At 64.1% G+C, this 22,753-nt stretch carries 21 protein-coding genes and 1 tRNA gene; 19 read left to right on the top strand and 3 right to left on the bottom strand.

The annotated features are described in order from the left end of the window. Positions 1 to 2: 2 nt before the first annotated feature. The 18 genes from folE to E3T51_RS10375 all read left to right on the top strand — a co-directional run bounded on the left by folE (position 3) and on the right by E3T51_RS10375 (position 19,554). A complete protein-coding gene (folE, locus tag E3T51_RS10455; RefSeq protein WP_134529766.1) occupies positions 3 to 572 on the top strand; it encodes a GTP cyclohydrolase I FolE in 570 nt (189 codons plus the stop codon). Further along, positions 569 to 1,426, top strand: coding sequence for a dihydropteroate synthase (folP, locus tag E3T51_RS10450; protein WP_134529765.1), 858 nt, complete (start codon positions 569 to 571; stop codon positions 1,424 to 1,426). The genes folE and folP overlap by 4 nt, the downstream gene beginning before the upstream one ends. Beyond that, entirely contained in the window at positions 1,419 to 1,781 is a 363-nt protein-coding gene (gene folB, locus E3T51_RS10445; RefSeq protein WP_134529764.1) for a dihydroneopterin aldolase, read from the top strand. The genes folP and folB overlap by 8 nt, the downstream gene beginning before the upstream one ends. After that, positions 1,778 to 2,317 (top strand): 2-amino-4-hydroxy-6-hydroxymethyldihydropteridine diphosphokinase, encoded by a 540-nt coding sequence (folK, locus tag E3T51_RS10440; protein ID WP_134529763.1) that lies wholly within the window; start codon positions 1,778 to 1,780, stop codon positions 2,315 to 2,317. Before folB ends, folK begins: the two co-directional genes overlap by 4 nt. After that, positions 2,314 to 2,784, top strand: coding sequence for a DUF3180 domain-containing protein (locus tag E3T51_RS10435; protein ID WP_134529762.1), 471 nt, complete (start codon positions 2,314 to 2,316; stop codon positions 2,782 to 2,784). The genes folK and E3T51_RS10435 overlap by 4 nt, the downstream gene beginning before the upstream one ends. Then, positions 2,777 to 3,322 (top strand): PH domain-containing protein, encoded by a 546-nt coding sequence (locus tag E3T51_RS10430; RefSeq protein ID WP_134529761.1) that lies wholly within the window; start codon positions 2,777 to 2,779, stop codon positions 3,320 to 3,322. Before E3T51_RS10435 ends, E3T51_RS10430 begins: the two co-directional genes overlap by 8 nt. Continuing rightward, positions 3,319 to 4,953, top strand: a complete 1,635-nt coding sequence (locus E3T51_RS10425; protein WP_134529760.1) for a PH domain-containing protein — start codon at positions 3,319 to 3,321, stop codon at positions 4,951 to 4,953. The genes E3T51_RS10430 and E3T51_RS10425 overlap by 4 nt, the downstream gene beginning before the upstream one ends. Next, positions 4,950 to 5,711, top strand: a complete 762-nt coding sequence (locus E3T51_RS10420; RefSeq protein ID WP_134529759.1) for a Rossmann-like and DUF2520 domain-containing protein — start codon at positions 4,950 to 4,952, stop codon at positions 5,709 to 5,711. Before E3T51_RS10425 ends, E3T51_RS10420 begins: the two co-directional genes overlap by 4 nt. Beyond that, on the top strand, positions 5,708 to 6,580 hold the full coding sequence (panC, locus tag E3T51_RS10415) for a pantoate--beta-alanine ligase (protein WP_134529758.1): 873 nt from the start codon (positions 5,708 to 5,710) through the stop codon (positions 6,578 to 6,580). The genes E3T51_RS10420 and panC overlap by 4 nt, the downstream gene beginning before the upstream one ends. A 47-nt stretch (positions 6,581 to 6,627) precedes the next feature. After that, on the top strand, positions 6,628 to 8,151 hold the full coding sequence (gene lysS / locus E3T51_RS10410; RefSeq protein WP_134529757.1) for a lysine--tRNA ligase: 1,524 nt from the start codon (positions 6,628 to 6,630) through the stop codon (positions 8,149 to 8,151). Next, on the top strand, positions 8,151 to 8,297 hold the full coding sequence (locus E3T51_RS16765) for a hypothetical protein (RefSeq protein ID WP_166806436.1): 147 nt from the start codon (positions 8,151 to 8,153) through the stop codon (positions 8,295 to 8,297). Before lysS ends, E3T51_RS16765 begins: the two co-directional genes overlap by 1 nt. Before the next feature lie 34 nt (positions 8,298 to 8,331). Beyond that, the gene (locus tag E3T51_RS10405; RefSeq protein ID WP_104193507.1) at positions 8,332 to 8,511 is read left to right on the top strand and encodes a hypothetical protein; all 180 of its coding nucleotides are present in this window, start codon (positions 8,332 to 8,334) and stop codon (positions 8,509 to 8,511) included. A gap of 5 nt (positions 8,512 to 8,516) precedes the next feature. Next, complete coding sequence (gene cls, locus E3T51_RS10400) at positions 8,517 to 9,980, top strand: cardiolipin synthase (protein ID WP_134529756.1); 1,464 nt, start codon at positions 8,517 to 8,519, stop codon at positions 9,978 to 9,980. A 140-nt stretch (positions 9,981 to 10,120) separates the two neighbouring features. Beyond that, a complete protein-coding gene (locus E3T51_RS10395; protein WP_104193505.1) occupies positions 10,121 to 12,646 on the top strand; it encodes an ATP-dependent Clp protease ATP-binding subunit in 2,526 nt (841 codons plus the stop codon). A 205-nt stretch (positions 12,647 to 12,851) separates the two neighbouring features. Further along, complete coding sequence (locus tag E3T51_RS10390; protein ID WP_134529755.1) at positions 12,852 to 13,367, top strand: amino-acid N-acetyltransferase; 516 nt, start codon at positions 12,852 to 12,854, stop codon at positions 13,365 to 13,367. A 189-nt stretch (positions 13,368 to 13,556) separates the two neighbouring features. After that, entirely contained in the window at positions 13,557 to 18,284 is a 4,728-nt protein-coding gene (locus tag E3T51_RS10385) for an ExeM/NucH family extracellular endonuclease (RefSeq protein WP_134529754.1), read from the top strand. Positions 18,285 to 18,412: 128 nt separating this feature from the next. Then, positions 18,413 to 19,060 carry a hypothetical protein gene (locus E3T51_RS10380; RefSeq protein ID WP_134529753.1) on the top strand — a complete coding sequence of 216 codons (648 nt, stop codon included), beginning with the start codon at positions 18,413 to 18,415 and terminating at the stop codon, positions 19,058 to 19,060. An 86-nt stretch (positions 19,061 to 19,146) separates the two neighbouring features. Next, positions 19,147 to 19,554 (top strand): dehydrogenase, encoded by a 408-nt coding sequence (locus E3T51_RS10375; RefSeq protein WP_104193501.1) that lies wholly within the window; start codon positions 19,147 to 19,149, stop codon positions 19,552 to 19,554. 58 nt (positions 19,555 to 19,612) lie between these two features. On the opposite strand, the gene radA is transcribed toward E3T51_RS10375, so the two are convergent. Together radA and E3T51_RS10365 are read right to left on the bottom strand one after the other, a co-directional pair. Further along, positions 19,613 to 20,977, bottom strand: coding sequence for a DNA repair protein RadA (gene radA, locus E3T51_RS10370; protein WP_134529752.1), 1,365 nt, complete (start codon positions 20,975 to 20,977; stop codon positions 19,613 to 19,615). Between the two features lie 53 nt (positions 20,978 to 21,030). Beyond that, positions 21,031 to 21,810 (bottom strand): SGNH/GDSL hydrolase family protein, encoded by a 780-nt coding sequence (locus E3T51_RS10365; protein ID WP_241989265.1) that lies wholly within the window; start codon positions 21,808 to 21,810, stop codon positions 21,031 to 21,033. A gap of 86 nt (positions 21,811 to 21,896) precedes the next feature. Here E3T51_RS10365 and E3T51_RS10360 point away from each other — a divergent pair. Continuing rightward, a tRNA-Ser gene (locus E3T51_RS10360) sits at positions 21,897 to 21,986 on the top strand. Between the two features lie 209 nt (positions 21,987 to 22,195). Here the strand turns inward: E3T51_RS10360 and E3T51_RS17530 are convergent. Then, positions 22,196 to 22,579 carry a DUF4158 domain-containing protein gene (locus E3T51_RS17530; protein WP_134529829.1) on the bottom strand — a complete coding sequence of 128 codons (384 nt, stop codon included), beginning with the start codon at positions 22,577 to 22,579 and terminating at the stop codon, positions 22,196 to 22,198. Between the last annotated feature and the right edge of the window lie 174 nt (positions 22,580 to 22,753).

The raw sequence follows: 22,753 nt of genomic DNA, 5'->3' as shown, positions 1-22,753 counted from the left end.
TCGTGGCAGTGGACAGGGCGCGCATCCGGGCGGCCGTTTCGGAGATTCTCGCCGCAATCGGTGAGGACCCCGATCGGGCCGGCCTGCAAAGCACCCCACGACGGGTAGCGGATGCCTACGGCGAGTTTTTCGCGGGGCTCGACCAAGACCCGCAAGACCTGCTCCAGGATTTCGTTCCGGTCGAAGGCCGTACCGGCGAACTTGTACTGCTGCGCGATATCGCCTTTCGCTCGATCTGTGAACACCACCTGCTGCCGTTTCTTGGCACCGCCCACGTGGCGTATCTGCCACGGGATCGTGTCGTCGGCCTCGGACGGCTGCCCGCCGTGGTGGAGACCATCGCGGCCCGGCCACAGCTGCAGGAACGTCTCACCGAGGAGATCGCTGACGCACTGCAGGAGGGGCTCGACCCGCTCGGTGTGCTCGTCGTGCTCGACGCCGTGCACGGCTGCGTCGGTACCCGCGGCCCGCGCCAGACCGCGAGTTCTACCGTGACCATGGCCTCCCGCGGTACCCTGACGGAAACAACGACCCGTGCCGAAATTATTGCGCTGATTTCGGCTGGCGGGTGACGCTCATCATGGGTGTGCTCAATGTCACCCCCGACTCCTTCAGCGATGGCGGCCAGTGGGCGTCGACGGATTCGGCCATCGAGCATGGACTGCTGCTGCACGCCCAGGGCGCCGACCTGATCGATGTGGGCGGCGAGTCCACGCGGCCCGGTGCCACCCGCGTCGCGCCGGAACACGAGCAGCGCCGAATCCTTCCGGTGGTCACCGAGCTCGCCAGTCACGGTCTTCGCCTGAGTATCGACACGCTCAATGCCGCGACGGCCCTCGCCGCCGCGAAAGCGGGCGCGAGCATCATCAACGATGTGTCGGGCGGGCTCGCGGACCCCGGCATGGCCGCCGTCGCCGCCGATACCGGCCTGACCTATGTGGCCATGCACTGGCGCGCTCATGCCCAGCAGATGGACGCTCGTTCCGACTACGGCGATGTCGTCACCGACGTCATCGCCGAACTGCGCGCCCGCGTCGACGCCCTGACCGCCGCTGGCGTGGCTCGGGAGCACATCGTGCTCGACCCCGGTCTCGGGTTTTCCAAGAGGGCCGAACACAACTGGCAGCTCATTAACCGGCTGGACGCCTTCGCCGAACTCGGCCTCCCGGTCATGGTCGGGGCATCACGCAAACGCTTCCTCGCCGGCGTGCTGCCGGTCGACGCGCCCGTGCTGGATCGTGACCTGCCAACGGCGGTGGTCAGCGTGCTGGCAGCCCAGGCCGGAGCCTGGGCAGTACGCGTGCACGACGTGGCCGCGACGCGCACCGCCCTCAACGTGCTCGCCAGCGTGCGCCGATCGACGCCCTCGAGTACCGGGCAGGTGCCGGGCGCCGCGTCGCGTCCGTCACAATGGACCCATGACTGATTCGATCACCCTCACCGGCCTGCGGGTGAACGCCCACCACGGCGTTTACGACTTCGAGAAAGAAAACGGTCAGGACTTCGTCATCGACGTGACCGTCTGGCTCGATCTGCTCCAGGCGGCCGCGAGCGATGACGTCACCCAGACCATCCACTATGGCGTCCTCGCCGAGGAGGTCACTCGAGCGGCTGCGCACAACCCGGTCGATCTCATCGAAACCGTTGCCGAACGCATCGCGAGGGTCGTATTGGCCCACCCGCCGGCGCTGCGCGTGCAGGTCACGGTGCACAAACCACAGGCTCCCATTTCAGTTCCGTTCACCGACGTCGCCGTGCAGATCACCCGGTCGCGGCCATGACCGACCGCAGCGAACGCGTCGTACTCGCCCTCGGCAGCAATCTCGGTGACCGCACGGCCACGCTGGCCGGCGCCGTGCACGATCTCGCCGACCTGGCCGGTGTCACGCTGGCTGCCGTCTCGCCCGTTTACGAATCCGCCGCCGTGAAACTCGACGGCGTCGACGAGACCGCTCCGCAGTACCTCAACGCGGTGCTCATCATCGACTACAGTGGCGACCCGTACGACCTCCTCGACGCCGTCAACGCCATCGAGGCGGAGCACGGCCGGGTGCGCGCCGAACGCTGGGGCGACCGCACCCTCGACATCGACCTCATCGTGTTCGGACAGCGGAGCATCGACGATGACCGCCTGACCCTGCCGCATCCGCGGGCAGCGGAACGCGACTTCGTACTGGCACCCTGGCTCGATCTCGACCCAGCGGCGGCCATCCCTGGCCGTGGACTAGTGCGTGACCTTCTGGCCGCAACGGGCAACGCGGTGCGCCGAGCAGCGGATACCGCATTGGGCGCACCGACGCTGGAACCACGGCAATGAAGCGCTCACAGGCGACCGGGCTGCTCGCCGTTCTGCTCATCGGTCTCGTCGTTGGCTTTCTCGTCGAGATCGCCTTCGCGGCCTCCGGGGCACCGATCGTTGTCCCGCCGGTGACCCTGCCGGTCACTCTGATCCTGCTGGGCACCGTAATCGTCAGCCTGGCGTGGCAGGTGCGCCAGGGCAGTCATCGTAAGGCGCTGCGCCGCATCGACCCGTTCTGGGCCATGCGGGTCGCTGTGCTATCGAAGGCGACCTCACTGTCGGCGTCGCTGCTTTTTGGCGCTGCCCTCGGCATAGTGCTGTACATCCTCACCCGATCGGTGGTTCCCGCGGTCACGTCCCTGTGGCTCGCGATCGGCACGGCCATTGGGGCGGCCTTGATGCTCACGGCCGGCCTGGTCGCCGAACACTTCTGCACCCTCCCTCCCGACGACGAAATCGACGACTCGGGAGGTACCCGTGCCTGATCGCGAACCCAATCCCTCCGCCGGGCAGCAGCCTAAACCGGCACCTGAACCGTCCAATCGGCTCGAACTGGTCGAGACCGGCGAATGGAAGCGCGTTTCCCCGAAGTACGTGGTGGTCGAGATCGTCGGCACCATCGTCAACGCCGTCGTGGTCTGCGGCGGAGCAGCCCTGCTGTGGCTCCTGCTCGGCCAGACCTGGGCGTTGTGGGTCGGAATCGTGGTCCTCGCCCTGTCAATCATCAACCTCGTGTTTGAGCCGCGCCGGGTGCGCGCCATCGGCTACCTGCTGCGCGCGGATGACCTGCTCTTTCGTCGGGGCATCCTTTTTCAACGCTTCGTGGCGGTGCCCTACGGGCGCATGCAACTCATCGATATCACTCGCGGCCCGGTCGCCCGCTGGCTCGGTTTGGCTGATCTCAAGTTTGTGACTGCCGCTGCGAGTGCCGTCGTCTCTATTCCCGGGCTGGCCGAGGCCGATGCCGAGAGCCTGCGAGACCGGTTGGTGGAGCTGGCCGAGAGCCGCCGGGCGGGGCTGTGAACGAGGAGCCGGTTGCTCACGCACGGCCGCCCCTCACCGCACCGCGCACCGACCTCACCGACGGTGAATGGCACCGGCTGCACCCGGCGACACCCCTGCTGCGCGGCGGTATTTTCATGGTGGCCATCATCGGTTTCATCATCGCCAACCTGCGCGAACGCCTCATCGATTTGTTCATCGGCGAAGAGAATTACGGCGGCGATCCGATCGACGCCATCTACGAGCGCGGAGCAACCGGCTGGGCTTTGCTCATCATCGGTGGCGTGTTGGTGGTCATTCTCGTGGTCTTCTACCTGTCCTGGCGCATGCACACCTTTCGCGTGACCGGAGAGATCGTTGAAGTGCGCAGCGGCCTTGTTTTTCGCAGTAACCGCAAAGCCCGCCTCGACCGAGTGCAGGGCGTCAATCTGACCCGGCCGCTGATTCCGCGGCTGTTTGGCGCTGCCCGGCTGCAAATCACCGTCGCTGGGCAGGACGGTAACGTGGAGCTCGCCTACCTCGGCTCGAAACTTGCCGATGACCTGCGCCGCGACATCCTGCATCTGGCCTCCGGCCTGCGGCAGGCCAAACAGCCTGCCGCAGCGCCCGATGCATCGGTCGCCTCAGCGCCCGCCGTAGACGGAGCGCCCACTTCTCATTCCGCCCTCGGCGACTTCGCGACCGCGCGATTCAACGAGTTTCGGGCACCGGAACTTGATCCGGATGCCGCGCCGCCGCAGTCGGTGGTGCGTATTCCCCCGCGGCGCCTGATCGGGTCGGTCGTACTCAGCGGCTTCACCGTTTTTCTCCTGTTGGCCAGCGTCGGCCTCCTTATCAGCGTCATCGCCGGAAGCAGCGGCTGGGTGCTCGTGGCCGTTCTGCCCGGCCTCATCGGCAGTGTCGGTTACTATTTCTCCCGCATCACCAAGACGCTCCGATTCAGCATTGCGGGCACCCCTGATGGCGTACGGGTCGGCTATGGTTTGCTCTCGACCAGCAGCCAGACCCTGCCTCCGGGGCGGATCCACGCTATCGAGGTGTCGCAGCCTATTCTCTGGCGTCGGTTCGGCTGGTGGCAGATCAGCATCAACACGGCCGGGCAGACCTCCGGTCGCAGCTCGACCCCGGTGACGGGCACCACACTATTGCCGGTCGGCACCCTCGCCGACGTGGAAAAGGTATTGCAACTGGCGCTGCCCGACTTTGACATGGTCACCCATCGTGCCCTGATCGAAAACGGCATGCTCGGCGGCCGCAAGCGTGACGCCGGCATCGCCGATTTCTACAGCAATGCGCCCGCCCGTGCTGTCTGGCTGCGCCCGTTCTCCTGGTGGCGCACCGGCTGGGCGGTCTCGGGCAGCGTCGCCCTGATTCGGCGCGGCGTACTCTCTCGTGACCTGATTCTGGTGCCCCTGGCCCGAATGCAAGGGGTGCGCATCAGCCAGGGCGCGATTCGCCGTCGCCTGCGCCTCGCGTCGGCCGCCCTGCACACGGTCGCCGGACCGGTCACCGCCTCAGTCAGCGTCATCGACGTCGACGAAGCTCTCGTGCTGTTCGAGTGGATGTCCACCGGGGCAGTACGGTCGGCGCTCGCCGACACCAGCCACCAGTGGAGCCGCACGACCCCACCAACCCAGGAAGCAACGCAATGAACGCCAAACCGGGACGCCTCGGCGTCGGTATTATCGGGGCCGGTCACGTCGGCCCCATCCTCGGCGCCGCGCTTGCCGGTGCAGGCCACGCGATCGTCGGCATCTCCGCGATCTCGCAGACCAGCCTTGATCGGGCGGAAGCCATTTTGCCCCTCGTGCCGATTCTGACGGTGCCCGAGGTCGTCGAACGCAGCGAGCTGGTCATTATTGCCGTGCCCGACGCCCAGCTGGATGACCTCGTGAAGGGCCTCGCGGCAACAAATACCTGGCAGCCAGGCCAGCTCGTGCTGCATACCTCCGCTCGCTATGGCACCACGGTGCTAGCGCCAGCGCAGGCCGCCGGCGCTATCCCATTGGCTATCCACCCGGCCATGGCTTTCACCGGTACCAGCCTCGACCTGGCCCGACTTTCCGACAGCTACTTCGCCGTGACCGCCCCCGGCCCGGTGCTGCCGATCGGGCAGGCGTTGGCCGTGGAGATGGGCGGCGAACCGCTTATCGTCGCCGAAGCCGACCGGGCCAGCTATGCCGAAGCCATCCAGATCGCCACCGCCTTCTCCACTTCGATCGTCGAGCAGGCCACGCGCCTGCTCACCGGGATCGGTCTGGAGCATCCGGGGGCTATCCTCGGTCCGCTGCTGCGTTCCGCGATGGAAAACGCCCTCGCGCGCACGAGCCCCGAACGGCTGGATCTCACCGGGTTTGACGAAATAGAGCAGCGGCAGCATCCGCTTGACGACGACCGGGAGATCGAATGAGCACCATCCAGGTAGTGAGTACCATTGCCGAGCTGCACGACCGTCTGGGGCAGGCCCGCGACAGTGCTGCGCTGACCGGTGGCGATACGCGCATCGTGCTCGTGCCGACCATGGGCGCCCTGCACGCCGGCCATCTCGCGCTGGTGCGACGCGCGCACACACTCGGCGGAATCGTGGTGGTGTCGATTTTCGTCAACCCGCTGCAGTTCGGCGCCGGTGAAGACCTTGACAACTACCCACGAACGCTCGACGCTGACGTCGCCGCCCTCGGAGCCGAGAACGTTTCGTTCGTGTTCGCGCCGAATGCCCGCGAGATGTTTCCCGGCGGGGAGAGCGACACCCGGGTCACCGCGGGCCTGGTCGGCTCACTCTACGAGGGCGCCGCGCGGCCAGGGCACTTCGACGGCATGCTCACCGTTGTGGCGAAATTGCTGGGCATCGTGACCCCGGATGTCGCAGTGTTCGGGCAGAAAGACGGCCAGCAGGCTTTTCTCGTGCGGCGTATGGTCGACGATCTCAACGTGCGCAGCATCATCGAGGTCGTCCCGACCGTGCGGGAACCGGGCGGGCTGGCGTTGTCCAGTCGTAACCGCTACCTCGACCATGAGCAGCACACGGCCGCGTCGGCCCTGTTCGCGGGGCTCACCGCGGCCGTGGAAGCGGCAGAGGCCGGCCCGGCCGCCGCCCTCGTCGCCGCGCACGCGCGCATCGCCGCCCAGCCGTTGGTTAAACTGGACTATCTCGTGATCGTGCACCCGGAAACCCTGCTGACCGTGCACGACGATTATCGCGGGCCAGCCCGGTTGCTCGTGGCCGCGCGCGTCGGCAAAACCCGGCTGATCGACAATGTGTCGCTTTGCCTGGGGTGAGTCGCAGCATCCGCTTTTTTGAAACGACAGCACCAACGGAGAACCCCATGAGCCAGAACCCCACGCCAGCCTCGAACGACGAAGGCTTGTCCGACGCGGAGATGAACGAGCAGAAAGCTGTGCGCCTCGGCAAGCGGGACCGCCTGAACGCGGCCGCTGCGAGCCCGGCCGGCGGTGCGTACCCGGTGTCGGTTCCGGTCACGCACACCATTCCGGCCGTGCGCGCCGAATTCGGCCAGCTCGAAGCGGATGCCACCAGCGGCGTCACGGTGGGACTGGCCGGCCGCATCGTGCACCTGCGCAATACCGGCAAACTGTGCTTCGCGAGCCTGCAGAGCGGCGATGGCACCCGCATCCAGGCCATGGTCTCCCTCGCCGCGGTCGGCGAGGAATCCCTCGCCGCGTGGAAAGACCTCGTCGACCTTGGCGATCACTTGTTCGTGGCCGGCGAGGTTATCTCGAGCCGCCGCGGTGAGCTGTCGGTTATGGTCGCCGACTGGAAGGTCGCCGCGAAGGCCTTGCTTCCCCTGCCCAACCTGCACTCCGAACTCAGCGAAGAGACCCGGGTGCGCAGCCGTTATCTCGACCTGATCAGCCGGGAACAGGCCCGCACCAACGTGCTGTCCCGATCCAAGGCGGTGGCGAGCCTGCGCCAGACGTTCACCAGCCTTGATTTCATCGAAATCGAGACTCCGATGCTGCAAACGATGCATGGCGGGGCATCCGCTCGGCCATTCCAGACCCACAGCAACGCCTTCGACACCGAGCTGTTCCTGCGCATCGCACCCGAACTGTTTTTGAAGCGGGCCGTGGTCGGCGGCATCGACCGCGTCTACGAGATCAACCGCAACTTTCGCAACGAGGGCGCCGACTCCACTCACTCGCCCGAATTCGCGATGCTCGAAGCCTATGAGGCGTACGGCGATTACAACTCCATCGCTGATCTCACCCAGAAGCTGATTCAGGATGCCGCGTTCCAGGTCGCCGGATCACACGTGGTGACCTGGGCCGACGGCACCCTGTTCGACCTTGGCGGCGACTGGGATCGCATCGGCATGTACGACAGCCTGTCGGCCGCCGCCGGCATCACGATCACGCCCGAGACGCCCCTCGCCGAACTTGTAGCGCTCGCCGCCCGTGAGGGCATCGAGATCGACCACCCCATACACGGCAAGTACGTCGAAGAGCTGTGGGAGCACTTCGTCAAGGGCGATCTGGTGCGCCCGACCTTCGTCATGGACTTTCCCATCGACACCAGCCCGCTCGTGCGCGGGCATCGATCGGTGGCCGGCGTCGTTGAAAAGTGGGACCTCTACGTGCGCGGCTTCGAACTGGCTACCGGCTACTCCGAGCTGGTGGACCCGGTCGTGCAGCGCGAACGTTTCGTCGAACAGGCGAGCCTCGCCGCCGGGGGAGACCCGGAGGCCATGCGCCTCGACGAAGAATTTCTGCGCGCACTCGAATACGGTATGCCGCCGACCGGCGGAATGGGTATGGGCATTGACCGCATGTTGATGGCACTGACCGGCCTGGGTATTCGTGAGACGATCCTCTTCCCCCTGGTGAAATAATGAGCTATCTGCCCGACGATGAGTTGAAACCAAACAAGAGTGGGCGCAAGCCGCCATCCATGAACCGCATCGCCATCTGGGTGATCATCAGCGGCGTCGGCGTCTACTACCTCGGAAGCGGCATCGTTGGGCTCCTCAGCAAGTAGCTGCTCTCCCAGCCTTTACGCGTAAGCTGGCAGGGTGATTGAGGACTTTTGGGGTAACGCGATTTTTTCGGTTGTGCCTACCATTGCGCTTGGCCTGATGTTCTGGTTGATGCTGCGCTCAATCCTGCGCGCTGATCGCACTGAACGTAAGGTGTACGCCCAAATCGAAGCGGAAGAACGAGCCCGACTCGGTCTCGACAAACCGGTCACCTAAGTTCGATGTTCGGCATCGACGGCCTGTCCATCACCGTTCTGCTGGCTTTGATTGTTGACTTTTCCGTTCGCGTGGTGGCCATCATCGTGGTCCCGCGCAACCGTCGTCCGATGTCGGGCATGGCCTGGCTGCTGACCATTTTTTTCATTCCGTATCTCGGAGTGCTGCTTTTTTTGCTGATCGGCTACCGTACCTTTCCGAAGAAGCGCCGATTGATGCAAGATGAAATCAACCGGTTCATTCTCGAAAGCACCGAGGGAATGGACCTGGTGCGGCGCGACCATCCGTGGCCGGGCTGGCTCGAATCGGTCGTTGAACTCAACCGCAACCTGGGGGCGATGCCGCTTGTCGGTGACAATACCGCGAGCCTGATCAACGACTATCAGGGTGCCTTCGACACCATGATCGCCGACATCGATCTGGCCAAGAAATACGTGCACGTCGAGTTCTACATTCTCTCGCTTGACCCCACGACCGCGCCGTTTTTTGACGCGCTGGAGCGTGCGCACCAGCGCGGAGTGAACGTGCGCGTGTTGATGGATCACATTCAATCGATGCGCAAGCCCGGCTTTCACCAGACCAAGAAATATTTGACGGATGCCGGCATTCCGTGGCGACTCATGCTCCCGGTGCAGCCGTTCCGGGGTAAATGGCAACGACCAGACCTGCGCAACCACCGCAAGCTGCTGATCATCGACGGCTCGGTCGGCTTCATGGGATCGCAGAACATCATCGACCGCACCTACAACACGCGGCGCAACATTCGGCGGGGTCTGATGTGGAAAGACTTCATGACCCGGCTGGAAGGGCCAATCGTGTCCGGGCTGGGGGCGATCTTCATCACCGACTGGTACAGCGAAACCAACGAGCTGCTCACGCGTGACATTGAGCCGGTGCATCCACGGCCGGTGACCGATGCCCTCGACTGCCAGGTGGTGCCGAGTGGCCCCGGGTTCAAGGGTGAGAACAACCTGCGGTTGTTTCTCGCGTTGCTCTATTACGCGCAGGACCGAATCGTCATTACGAGCCCGTACTTTGTGCCGGACGAATCGATCATGTACGCCATCACGACAGCCGTGCAGCGGGGGCTGCAGGTGGAGCTTTTCGTGTCGGAGATCGGCGACCAGGCCGTCGTCTATCATGCCCAGCGTTCGTATTACGAGGAGTTGTTGACCGCTGGAGTGCGCATCTACATGTACAAAGCGCCCTACATTCTGCACGCAAAGCACTTCACCATCGACGATGAGGTCGCCGTCGTCGGGTCGAGCAATATGGACCAGCGTTCGTTCAGCCTCAACATGGAGGTCTCGCTCATGGTGCGCGGGCGCTCCTTCGTGCGCAAACTGCGCGTCATGGAAGACGAGAACCGCTTGAACAGCCGCGAGCTGACCCTTGAGGAATGGCGCAAGCAGCCCCTGCGCTCCACGATCCTCGATAACCTCGCCCGGCTCACCTCCGCAGTGCAATGACAACCGGCTTGCGGGGGCCGCGGATGGGGGCGAGGCATAGCATCCGTCACGCCTACGGCGAACAAACGCCCGGAAGCGGCGCAGGCTGGCTACTCTCAATGTAACGGCACCAACTGCCCTGGCGCCAAGGGAGCGATCACATGTTTGAAAGATTTACCGACCGAGCTCGTCGCGTCGTCGTTTTGGCCCAGGAAGAGGCCAAGATGCTTAACCACAACTACATCGGTACCGAGCACATTCTGCTCGGGCTGATTCACGAGGGTGAAGGCGTCGCCGCGAAGGCTTTAGAGAGCCTCGGCATCTCGCTGGACGCCGTGCGCGAGCAGGTTCAGGACATCATCGGCCAGGGGCAGCAGCAGCCCACCGGCCACATCCCCTTCACGCCGCGTGCGAAGAAGGTTCTCGAGCTGAGCCTGCGCGAAGCGCTGCAGCTCGGCCACAACTACATTGGAACCGAGCACATTCTGCTCGGACTCATTCGCGAGGGTGAGGGCGTCGCCGCCCAGGTTCTCGTCAAGCTCGGTGCCGACCTCAATCGCGTGCGCCAGCAGGTCATCCAGCTCCTCTCCGGTTACCAGGGCAAGGAGCAGGTGCAGGTCGGCGCCAACGAGCAGGCGGCCAACACGGCCGGCAGCCAGGTGCTCGACCAGTTCGGTCGTAACCTCACCCAGATGGCCCGCGACAACAAACTCGACCCGGTCATCGGGCGCGAGAAAGAAATCGAGCGGGTCATGCAGATCCTCTCGCGTCGCACCAAGAACAACCCCGTACTGATCGGTGAGCCCGGAGTCGGCAAGACCGCCGTCGTCGAGGGCCTCGCCCAGGCCATCGTCAAGGGCGATGTGCCCGAGACGCTCAAGGACAAGCAGCTCTACTCGCTCGACCTCGGCTCGCTCATCGCCGGCAGCCGCTACCGCGGTGACTTCGAAGAGCGCCTGAAAAAGGTCACCAAGGAGATCCGCACCCGCGGCGACATCATCGTCTTCATCGACGAAATCCACACCCTCGTGGGTGCCGGTGCCGCCGAGGGCGCAATCGACGCCGCGTCGATCCTGAAGCCGCTCCTCGCCCGTGGTGAACTGCAGACCATTGGTGCGACCACCCTCGACGAGTACCGCAAGCACTTCGAGAAGGATGCCGCCCTCGAGCGCCGCTTCCAGTCGATCCAGGTCGACGAGCCGTCGCTGCCGCACACCATTAACATCCTCAAGGGACTGCGCGACCGGTATGAGGCGCACCACAAGGTGTCCATCACCGACGGTGCACTCGTGGCCGCGGCAAACCTCGCCGACCGTTACGTCTCCGACCGGTTCCTGCCCGACAAGGCCATCGACCTGATCGACGAAGCCGGCGCCCGCCTGCGCCTCTCGATCCTCTCGAGCCCGCCAGAGCTGCGTGAATTCGACGAGAAGATCGCCGTGGTGCGTGCCGCCAAGGAACTCGCCATTGAAGAGCAGGACTTCGAGAAGGCCGCCGGCCTGCGCGACGAGGAGAAGAACCTCCTCGGCGAGCGTCTGCGCCTTGAGAAGAAGTGGAAGTCCGGCGACGTCAAGACCACCGCGGTCGTCGACGAGGGCCTGATCGCCGAAGTCCTGGCCCAGGCCACCGGTATTCCGGTGTTCAAGCTCACCGAGGAAGAATCCTCGCGGCTGGTCTTCATGGAGAAGGCACTGCACCAGCGCGTCATCGGTCAGGAAGAGGCCATCTCGGCGCTCGCCAAGACCATCCGTCGCACCCGTGCTGGCCTGAAGGACCCGAAGCGTCCCTCCGGTTCGTTCGTCTTCGCCGGCCCCACCGGCGTTGGTAAGACCGAGCTCGCCAAGGCGCTCGCCGAGTTCCTCTTCGACGACGAGGCCGCCATGATCTCGCTCGACATGAGTGAGTACGGCGAGAAGCACACCGTGTCGCGCCTGTTCGGTGCACCTCCCGGGTTCGTCGGCTTCGAAGAGGGCGGCCAGCTCACCGAGAAGGTGCGTCGTAAGCCGTTCTCCGTGGTGCTGTTCGATGAGATCGAGAAGGCTCACCCCGACATCTTCAACTCCCTGCTGCAGATTCTGGAAGAGGGACGGTTGACGGATGGCCAGGGTCGCGTGGTCGACTTCAAGAACACCGTCATCATCATGACCACCAACCTCGGCACCAAGGACATCTCGGGTGGACCCGTCGGCTTCCAGCTGGAAGGCGACAGCACCACCGGGTACGAGCGCATGGCCGGCAAGGTGAAGGACGAGCTCAAGAAGCACTTCAAGCCCGAGTTCCTCAACCGCGTGGACGAGATCATCGTATTCCCGCAGCTGACCAAGCCCGAGTTGCTGCAGATCGTCGACCTGTTCATCAAGCGTCTCGGTGTGCGTCTGCTCGACCGTGACATGACCGTTGAGGTCACCGTCCCGGCGAAGGAACACCTGATCGAGGTCGGCTTCGACCCAACGCTCGGTGCTCGGCCGCTGCGTCGTGCGATCCAGCGCGAGGTAGAGGACCGGCTGTCGGAGAAGATCCTGCAGGGTGAGCTCAACGCCGGTGACCACGTGCACGTGGACTACGTCGACGGCGAGTACATCTTCACCACAACGACCAGGGTTGACCCGGTCGGCGTGGGAGTGAACACGTCCGCCGCGATCGGAACCGGTCCGGCCACCCCCGACCTGGCCATCACCAGCGACTAGAAGTTTCGTAGAAAGAGGCCCGACAGATTCGTCTGTCGGGCCTTTTCTGTGCCCGGGGCGGCCGTGCGTTCGCACAACTCCTGCAAATTCTGAAGCATCGGGTCAAATTCCGCGTCTTTCCAGGAGTTGCCGGTTGAAGCGAACACGAATTGCAGGAGTTATGCGCGGGGAGAGTCGGTGGAAGGGGGATCAATAGACTGGAGGAGTGAATTTAGAAACGGGATACACGGTACGCCGCGCCCGCACGAGTGACGTGCCCGGCATCGAAGCGCTCGTCGAACCGCTCGTGCAGCAGCGCATCCTGCTCGGTAAGGACCGCGTCGTGTTCTACGAGGCGGTGCAGGAATTTCGGGTGGCCGTTGACTCTTCAGGGAAGCTGATCGGCTGCGGCGCCCTCCACGTCATGTGGGAAGACCTCGGCGAGGTGCGCACCCTTGCCGTGGATGCGAACTGGCTCGGCCGCGGCGTCGGCTACACGATGATGCAACGCCTCGAAACGGATGCCCAAGACCTCGGCCTCAGCCGACTGTTCTGCCTCACCTTCGAGGTGGGATTCTTCGCTCGCAACGGTTTCAGCGACATGGGCACCGAAACCGTCGCCCCGGCCGTCTACGCCGAACTCGTGCGCTCGCCCGATGAGGGTGTGGCCGAGTTTCTCGACCTGGCTCGGGTGAAGCCGAACACCCTCGGAAACACCCGCATGGTGAAGCGCCTGAACTGACAAATTTCGCTCGGATCGGCCGGATCGGGTATTAAACAGTGCTCATACGAGCAAAGTACGCGGTGTTTACCCCCCGGACATGGGCCGTCGCTAGGCTGCGATCAATTGCACCCGCCAATCCGTGGGCCGGGAGATCTATCTCCAGCACGGCCCCAGGTGTAGTGACACGACCTATGAATGAGGAGATCCATGTCATCCGCCGTTCGCCGCCGCTCCAGGCTGGTTTTCGCCACACTTCTCGGGGTGAGCCTCGCGGCCGCTCCAATCATTGCCCTACCGGCCAGCGCTAACACCGCCGGCACCGGAGTCGTCATCAATGAGGCGTACCTGAACGGGGGAAGCTCGGGCGCGACCTACCTGAACAAGTTCGTCGAGCTTTACAATCCGACTGCCGACGACGTATCGCTCGACGGCACCTCGATTCAATATCGCTCGGCCAACGGATCGTCGAACCCGACCGGGGTCGTCGCCCTGACCGGTACGATTGCCGCCGGGGGACACTACCTCGTGCAGGGCAGCTCGAACGCGGCCAACGGGGCTACCCTGCCCACGGCAGATGCCTCCTTTGGAACCTCTTTCTCCGCCGCCGCCGGCACGATCTTCTTCGCCAACCAGTCCACCGCGCTCACCGCGCCCGCAACCGGGTCGCTCACCGGGCAGACCCAAATCCTCGACCTGATCGGCTACGGAACGTCGAACACGTTTGAGGGAACGGCCGCACCCGCTGCATCCGTCACCACCTCGGTGAATCGCACGACCTCTGCTGACACCGATGTCAACTTCGCCGACTTCAGTTCGAAGGCGCCCACGCCAACGAATACAGCCGGTGACACGGGAACCCCGGTTGGTCCGGACCCAGATCCTGACCCGACGCCGGTGCCCGACGCCCTGACAGCGATCAATGCGATCCAGGGCACGACCGATGCGAGCCCGCTCGCCGGAACCGTCGTCAAGACCTCCGGCGTGGTCACGGCCGCCTACCCGACGGGTGGCTTCGACGGGTTCTACCTGCAGACCGCTGGTACCGGTGGCCAACTGGATCTCGCCAGCCACTCTGCTTCGCACGGCGTTTTCGCATACTCCAACTCGGCACAGGCCGACGTGCAAGTCGGGGACCACGTGCAGGTCGTGGGCACCGTCGTGGAATTCTTCGGAATGACGGAGGTGACCTTCGGGACCGCTAGCGACGTCATCCAGCTCACTGACCCTGCTGTCGCGGTGGCACCGGCTACGGTCTTATTGCCGACCAGCGAGGAACAGCGGGAAACCCTCGAGGGCATGCTGCTCGCGCCGCAGGGTGACTACACCGTCACTAACAACTACACGACCAACCAGTATGCCGAGATCGGCCTTGCCGCCGGAACGACACCGCTTGTGAACCCGACCGTCACGGCACTGCCGGGCTCGGCCGAATACCAGGCCGCCCTCGCCGAGAATGCCGGCCGCGCGGTCACCCTCGACGATGGGGCCACGACCAACTACCTCGCCGCCGCCAACCAGGGCAGCCCGGTTCCGTACTTGTCGACGACCGCTCCGGTGCGCATCGGCGCCGCGGTGTCGTTCCTGTCACCGGTCGTCTTCGACTTTCGCAACGACGCCTGGAAAATGCAGCCGACCACGGCCCTCGTCGCGGGCAACGCCGCGACCGTGCAGCCGGTGACCTTTGCCGACACCCGCACGAGCGCGCCGGTAGACGTGGGTGGGGACATCCGCCTGGCGAGTTTCAACGTTCTGAACTATTTCTCCACCACCGGGGACACTCTCGAGGGCTGCCGGTATTACAACGACCGGGCCGGCGTGCCGACCACGGTGAGGGGCGGATGCGACGCCCGCGGCGCCGCGACCCAGCTCAGTTTCGAACGCCAGCAGGCCAAGATCGTCTCGGCCATCAACGCACTCGACGCCGACGTGGTGTCGCTCGAAGAGATCGAAAACTCAGCCGCATTCGGCAAGGACCGCGACGATGCCCTCGGCAACCTGACCGCGGCGCTCAACACGGCCGCGGGCAGTGACGTTTGGGCGTTTGTGGCCTCGCCGGCGGCGCTTCCAGCTAGTGAAGACGTCATTCGCACCGCGTTCATCTACAAGCCGGCCCTCGTTGAAACGGTGGGGAAGTCGGTCATTCTGACCGAATCCATCGCGTTCAACGGTCGCGCACGCGAGCCGCTCGCGCAGGCATTTGCGCTCGTCGGCGATGAGGAGAGCAGCTTCCTCGCCATCGTCAACCACTTTAAATCGAAGGGGTCCGGCACCGGGGACAACGCCGACCAGGGCGACGGGCAGGGCGCCTCCAACCCAACGCGGGTCGAGCAGGCCACGGCGCTCGTAGCCTTCGCCGATCAGATGAAGGCCGATTCCGGCATTGACCGGGTTTTTCTCACCGGTGACTTCAACGCCTACGACCGTGAAGATCCCATTCAGGTGCTGCTCAAGGCCGGCTACATCAACCAGGGCAACAAGAGCGGCGAGTACACCTACGCTTTCGGCGGCACGGTCGGCTCACTCGACCACGTGTTCGCTTCGCCCGAAGCGGATGCCACGGTGAACGCCGTCGACGTCTGGAACATCAACTCCGTCGAATCGGTCGCCCTCGAGTACAGTCGCTACAACAACAATGTGACCGACTTCTACGTCGCCGATGCCTTCCGGTCCTCAGACCACGACCCGGTTATCCTCGGACTTAACCTCGCGGCCCCCACCGCGATCGAGCTCAATCTGCTCAACATCAACGATTTCCACGGACGCATTGATGCGAACACCGTCAAGTTCGCCGGAACAGTTGAACAGCTGCGGGCCGAGTACGGCGACGCGAACTCGCTGTTCCTTTCCGACGGCGACAATATCGGCGCCTCGTTGTTCGCGTCGGCGTCGCAAAATGACCGGCCCACTATTGACGTGCTCAACGCCCTCGGCCTCGCCGCCTCCGGCGTGGGCAACCACGAGTTCGACCAGGGCTTCGCTGACCTCACCGGCCGGGTGGCCGACGCGGCCGACTTCGACTATCTCGGAGCGAATGTCTACAACGTCGGCACGGAAACTCCCGCGATGAAGGAATACGCACTGCTCGATGTGGCCGGCATCACCGTGGGTGTAATCGGGGCGGTCACCGAAGAGACCCCCGCACTCGTGTCACCCAACGGAATCGCGACCCTGAGCTTCGGCGACCCGGTCGCAGCTGTCAACCGAGTGGCATCTCAACTGACCGACGGCGACCCGTCTAACGGTGAAGCGGATGTGCTGATCGCCGAGTACCACGAGGGCGCGGGCGCGGGAATCCCCGACGGTGCAACGCTTGAGCAGGAGCTCGCCGCCGGCGGAGCCTTTGCGAGCATCGTGAATGACACAACGGCTGCGGTCGACGCGATCTTTACCGGCCACACGCACAAGCAGTACGCGTGGGACGCGCAGGTCCCCGGTGCGGCTGATGGCGTGACTCGTCCCGTGCTGCAGACCGGCAACTACGGTGAGAACATCGGGCAGGTTGTGCTCAGCTACGACATCGCCTCGGGTGACACGACCACCGTGACCAACCGCAACGTAGCCCGCTCCACCGTGCCCGATGCCGACCTCGTGGCCGCCTACCCGCGCGCTGCTGAAGTTCAGGCAATAACGAACGCCGCGCTGGCGGAGGCTGCGATCCAGGGCAACGTACCGGTGGGGTCGATCACCGCCGATATCACCCGAGCCTGCGTCGGCGGAGTCGCCCCGTGCGCCGAAAACCGCATGGCGCCCTCTTCTATGGGCACCCTCGTCGCAAACTCGCTGCGCGAGTCCCTGGCCGATCCCGCTATCGGCGGTGCCGAGATCGGCATCGTCAACCCCGGTGGTATGCGTGCCGACCTCTTACGCGCTCCCGACGGTGTCGTGACGTATGCCGAGGCGAACGCTGTGCTGCCGTTCCTGAACAACCTGTGGACGACAAGTCTTACCGGCGCACAGTTCAAGACCGTTCTCGAACAGCAGTGGCAGACCAACGCGGACGGCACGATTCCGAGCCGTCCGTTCCTGCAACTCGGCTTGAGCGACAACGTGAATTACACCTTCGATGCCGCTCGTGCAGCGGGGGACCGTGTGACGGGTATCTGGATCGGTGGGACGCAGCTCGATCCGGCACAGTCTTATCGCATCGGTTCGTTCAACTTTCTACTCACCGGCGGCGACAATTTTCGCGAGTTCAAGAATGGAACGGACACGCGAGACTCCGGCCTCGTCGACCGGGACGCCTGGATTTCCTACATTCAGCACAACAGCCCGCTGTCGCCGTCGTTTAAGGCTAACCAGGCCTCGATCACCGGGGGCCCCACGGCACCGGTCAACCCGGGTGACACTCTCACCCTCACGGTCGGAAGTCTCAACCTCACCTCGCTCGGCGCTCCGAAGAACACGCAACTCGCGCTGAAGTGGTCGGGGACTGACGTGGGTACGGCATCCGTTGATTCGACGGGGACGGCCACCGTGACCGTTACAGTACCGGCCGACGCGGTCGAGAACAGCCTGCTGGAAATGACAGCCGTCGAGTCAAGCACCGTTGTGCGGCTGGCCGTCGCGGTGGCTGTAACTGCCGAGCCGGGCGAGGCGCCCACGGCTGCCTCGGCGAAGGAGCTGACGAAGAAACTCAAGGGCGCGATCGACACCGACCGGAATACATATCGCGCCGGTGACAGGGTTGTGGTCGAGGTCGGAATGAAGCACGCCGGGCAATATGTGTCGGTGTGGGCCTACTCCAAGAAGAAGGCCGACGACCTCGGTGGCTGGTTGCTCGTGAATGCCGAGGGCACTGTGAGCGTCAATCTCGCCGACGACGTCAAGCACGGCCGATACAGCGTTTCCGTGCAGAATGTGAGCGGTGACGTGATCGGTTGGACCGACGTCAAAATCGACCACCCCAGGAAGCCGCTGAAGAACGGACTTCGCTAGTTCCGTGGTTGTCAGGGTCCGTCCGCACGCCTTCGATTGCGGGCGGGCCTTGGATTCTTCCGGCATCAATTGCTGCCGACACGCACACCATTACCGGATTCTGGCACCGTCTTCAATAACCTTGGGGCATGTCGACGATCAAGCAATCGGTCGGCCGCCAGTCCAGCAAGGTGTACCGGCGCCGGCGTTTCCTAGTGGGGCTCGGGCTTCTCGCCGTGCTCGTCATTTTGTTTCTCATCATCATGCAGCCGGGAGCAAGTAAAGGCGACGCAGACGCCTCGAAATCACCTGCGGCCGCCGGGGCCAATTCGGCCGCACCTACGGATGCCGCCACCACGATTCCCGAGACGGCCACCGCCGTCGCCGGCGCGGCATGCGACCCATCGGCCGTAGAGGTCGCGGCCATTACCGACGCGACCAACTACGCGGCGGACGCGCTGCCGCAGCTATCGCTGAGCCTGACTAACATCGGAACCACCGACTGTGTCATCAACGCCGGTAACGCCAGGCAGGTGTTCACCGTGATGAGCGGCGCGGACGTTTACTGGACCTCGACGGACTGCCAGACCAACCCGATCGACGCCCAGGTAACCCTCAAGCCCGGGGTCGTCATGCCCCTCGCTGCCGCGATTACCTGGGATCGCACGCGCTCGGCCGTTGACACCTGTGCAGCGGAAGCCCGCACTGCGGTTCCGGCTGGCGGAGCGTCGTACTACCTGCACGTGACCGTGGACGGCATCGAAGCGGCCGACCCGGCGCTGATGATTCTCAACTAGGGTTTGCGCCGGGGCTGCGGTATCCGTTCGCTCGTGGCGTGTGCTGCCAGCTGGGCGTGCACGGCCGTGGCTGATTGACTGAGTGAGTGACCGATACGACTGCCAACACCCGTTCCGAGGCGCTCGCCGCCGCACTGGCGGCGCAAGACGTCGTCGCCGTCGCCTACGCGCTGCGCAACGATTACATGATCGTGCCTCAACTCGTTGTCAACGGCGAGGCAGCACAGGTGCGTGTCTTTGGCCGCGAAGGCTCCGACAAGCGGATGCTGCTGCTCTTCTCCGCGGCGGAGAACTACGTGCGTGTGGTTCCCGATGACATCAACCCGCAGGTTATGGTGTGCGATGGCCAGTGGTTGCGGGAGTTTCTCACCGTGCACGCCTCGACATTGGAAATGGTCTTCTTCGATATTGCCGGGCCAAATGTAATGCAGGCGGCTCCGGCCGACCTGCTGAAGGCACTGAGCCCGCAGCTCGGTGAGGGCGACACCGAATAACGATCGAGCGTCTGTATCGCGCGTTCAGCGGGTCACCGACCCGCTGAACCGCCCTGGCCTATCCCCACGCCCGATCCAGTTCGGCGTCGCGCGGCTTACGGGTGGTGCCAAGCGCCAAGGCAACCGCCGCGTGGATCGACCCGCAGGCGGCGTCAATCTGGGTCGTGAAGCCCAGGCGCACCGCCTCGTTCACGCGCTGTTTGGACATGAGCGCGCCGCGCACCTCGCCGGCCAAGCTGATCTCACCGAACGCGACCACGTTGTGTGCCACTGCGAGCCCTGTGAACGCCGAGGCGATGGCGAGCGCGATTGCCAAGTCGGCGGCCGGTTCATTTAGACGGATACCGCCGACCGTTGACACGTAGACGTCTTTTGTCGACAGATTCATGCCCGCACGCTCCTGCAACACGGCGAGGAGCATGGCCACGCGGGCTGAGTCGACGCCGCTCGTGACGCGGCGCGGGTTCGGAGCCTGGGTGTCGGTGACGAGCGCCTGCACCTCGACCGGCATCGCGCGGCGACCCTCCAGAGCGACCGTGACACAGGTGCCATCGACCGGCTCGGTGGCTCGGCTCAGAAACAACCCGCTCGGGTCGGGCACCTCGGCGATGCCATCACCGGTCATCTCGAAGCAGCCGACCTCGTCGGTCGGTCCGAATCGATTCTTGAGCGCCCGAATGAATCGCAGCGACGTCTGGCGGTCGCCTTCGAACTGGCAGACCACGTCGACCAGGTGCTCTAGCACCCGCGGCCCGGCAATCGAGCCGTCTTTGGTGACGTGACCGACCAGCAGCACCGGCAGATTGCGGTCTTTGGCGACCCGGATAAGAGTGGATGCGACCTCCCGCACCTGGCTGGGCATGCCCGGCGAACCGTCGGAGAGTGCACTCGACACGGTCTGCACGGAGTCGATGATAATGAGGTCGGGCTTGACCGCGTCGATCTGACCAAGAATGACCCCGAGGTCGGTTTCGGCGGCGATGTACAGTTCGGGTTCGAGCGCGTTGGTGCGTTCGGCGCGCAATCGTACCTGGCTCACGGACTCTTCGGCGCTGACGTAGAGCACGCGGCTCTTTGCCGCCGCCGCTTTGGACGCGACTTCGAGCAGCAGCGTGGACTTGCCAACGCCCGGCTCGCCGCTGAGCAGAATCACCGACCCGGGCACGATGCCCCCGCCAAGCACCCGGTCGAACTCGTTGATGCCGGTCGGCCAGTGGGCGGCGGCATCCGTTTCAACGTGCGTGATGGGGCGCGCGACACCATCCCCGACGAGTGTGATGGCCTTGAGCTTGCGGGTAATGCCCGCTGTCTGGCCGGCGTCGACCACGGTGCCCCACTGCTGGCATTCGCCGCAGCGGCCCGCCCATTTCAGGGTGGTCCAGCCGCACTCGGAGCAGCGAAAAGAGGAGACGGATTTTGCCATATTCCGAGCCTAGCCGGGGCCACCGACAGTCGGCCGTGCGCGCGGCGCAGCCTCTAATCGGCCTCGATTGGCGTATGGCTGACTGCCGAGAAACGGTGCGCGATATCGGCACTCATGGCCGGCAGAAACGCTTCTGCCCAGGACCGGTATCCACGGTCGTTGGGGTGAAAGAGATCCTTGGCGACGTGCGTCAAGATGCTGCGGAAGCCAGCCCGTTTGGTCGTCGCGTGCAGCGGAACCACCGTTAGCTTGTTATCGGCGGCGATCCGGCGAATGATCTCGTTGGCCACCGCTACCTTGATTTCGTTATGCGGCAGGTGAAAGCACGGGAGGTCGGCGACGAGGGCGTGCGGTGGCAGCGCGTCGAACACAGAGCGGATACCAGTTTCAAAGGTCTCAGGGTTCCATTGGGCGATGTCGTTGGCGCCGATCGCGACCGTGATGAGGTCGGGCTCGAGCTTGTCAAAGCGCGGAAGCTGGTCGCGCACAGCCAATGCAACCGTGGCACCCGACACGCTGAGATTCACGACGCGAACCGTCCGTCCGGTCGCCAGCCGTACGTGATCAGCGAGAACGCCGACATAGCTTTTGTTTGGGCTTGAGGCCCCGATGCCCTGGGCGGCACTGTCGCCAATAGCAACGTAGAGCAGTTCGCCCGAGTTCTTGGCGTTTTCGCGCCACCACGCCGAGTGCACCGGAAGCGTTTCGTTGAGAATGGCCTTCTGCTGGTCGAGGTCGCGCCGCCACCAGGTGCTGACGAGCACAATGCCTGTCGCGACAACGGCTGCTCCGGTAGCGATGGCAGAACGGATGCGTGGAGTTGGTGAGGTCACCCGCTGAGGCTACTCCGCGGCATCCGAGTGTCGGCTGCATGTTCGCCGATTCGCGCCGGACCCCAGTCTCTACTAGAATCGTCCGCGGTACCGTGTCCGAGCGGCCGAAGGTGCGACTCTCGAAAAGTCGTGTGGGGGAGACTCCACCGTGGGTTCAAATCCCACCGGTACCGCCACGAAAACCCCCTAATCCCCAGTGTTTTACTGGGGAGTAGGGGGTTCTTCTTTGATTAAGTGGCCGATTTTCCCACATTTTGCCGAAACTCAAAAAAATCGGTCATAGGAAACACGCCACGACGTAATCACACGCTCGCTTCGGCAACGTTTAGGCCGCATACACAAGTGGGCACCGAGCTGGACCTCTGCTAGCCGGAATCTTCTGGCACTAGACCTCACCGTGCTCGCAATCGGTATTGACGCCGTGTCCTTTGTAATCTCGGGCATCCTCACCTGGATGACGAGGCCGAGGTAATTGCCTGAAGAGAGCAGCGGGACCGTTCTTAGTCAGTTCGTCGAAGACTTCAGGGCGCTCCGCGCGGGACGGTGGGAGTGTCTCAGTAACGGTGTACTCGTTGACTCGCAACGAATCCGTGACATCCAACTGGTCTGCTACGAAATCCAGCACGACCGCTGTCACATCCACAGGATCTTTCAAGAGCGTCCCCAGCCAGCGCATAGTGACTAACTGCAACGCGAATCTGAGCCTCATATGCTCGCCTCGACGCCGGCCCACCAACACCAGATCGGCGTCGTCGAGGAAACACCCGATCCAGGTCCGCCTGCGTCAACGTCACCGCATACCGGCCAAAGGTCGCGATCTCGTCATCGGTCAGAAACTCCATCGATGAGGAGAAAAGTAGCCTAAAAGCACCAGCCAAGCGACCCAACAACATCAAACCATAACAAAATCCGTATCCCACGCGACGAGACCCTCACGCCGGAG

It is taken from the genome of Cryobacterium serini (assembly GCF_004404025.1).
In the GTDB taxonomy this organism is placed as follows: Bacteria; Actinomycetota; Actinomycetes; order Actinomycetales; family Microbacteriaceae; genus Cryobacterium; species Cryobacterium serini.
Note: the sequence above shows the minus strand (reverse complement) of the source record. Positions and strands in the feature narration are given on the sequence as shown.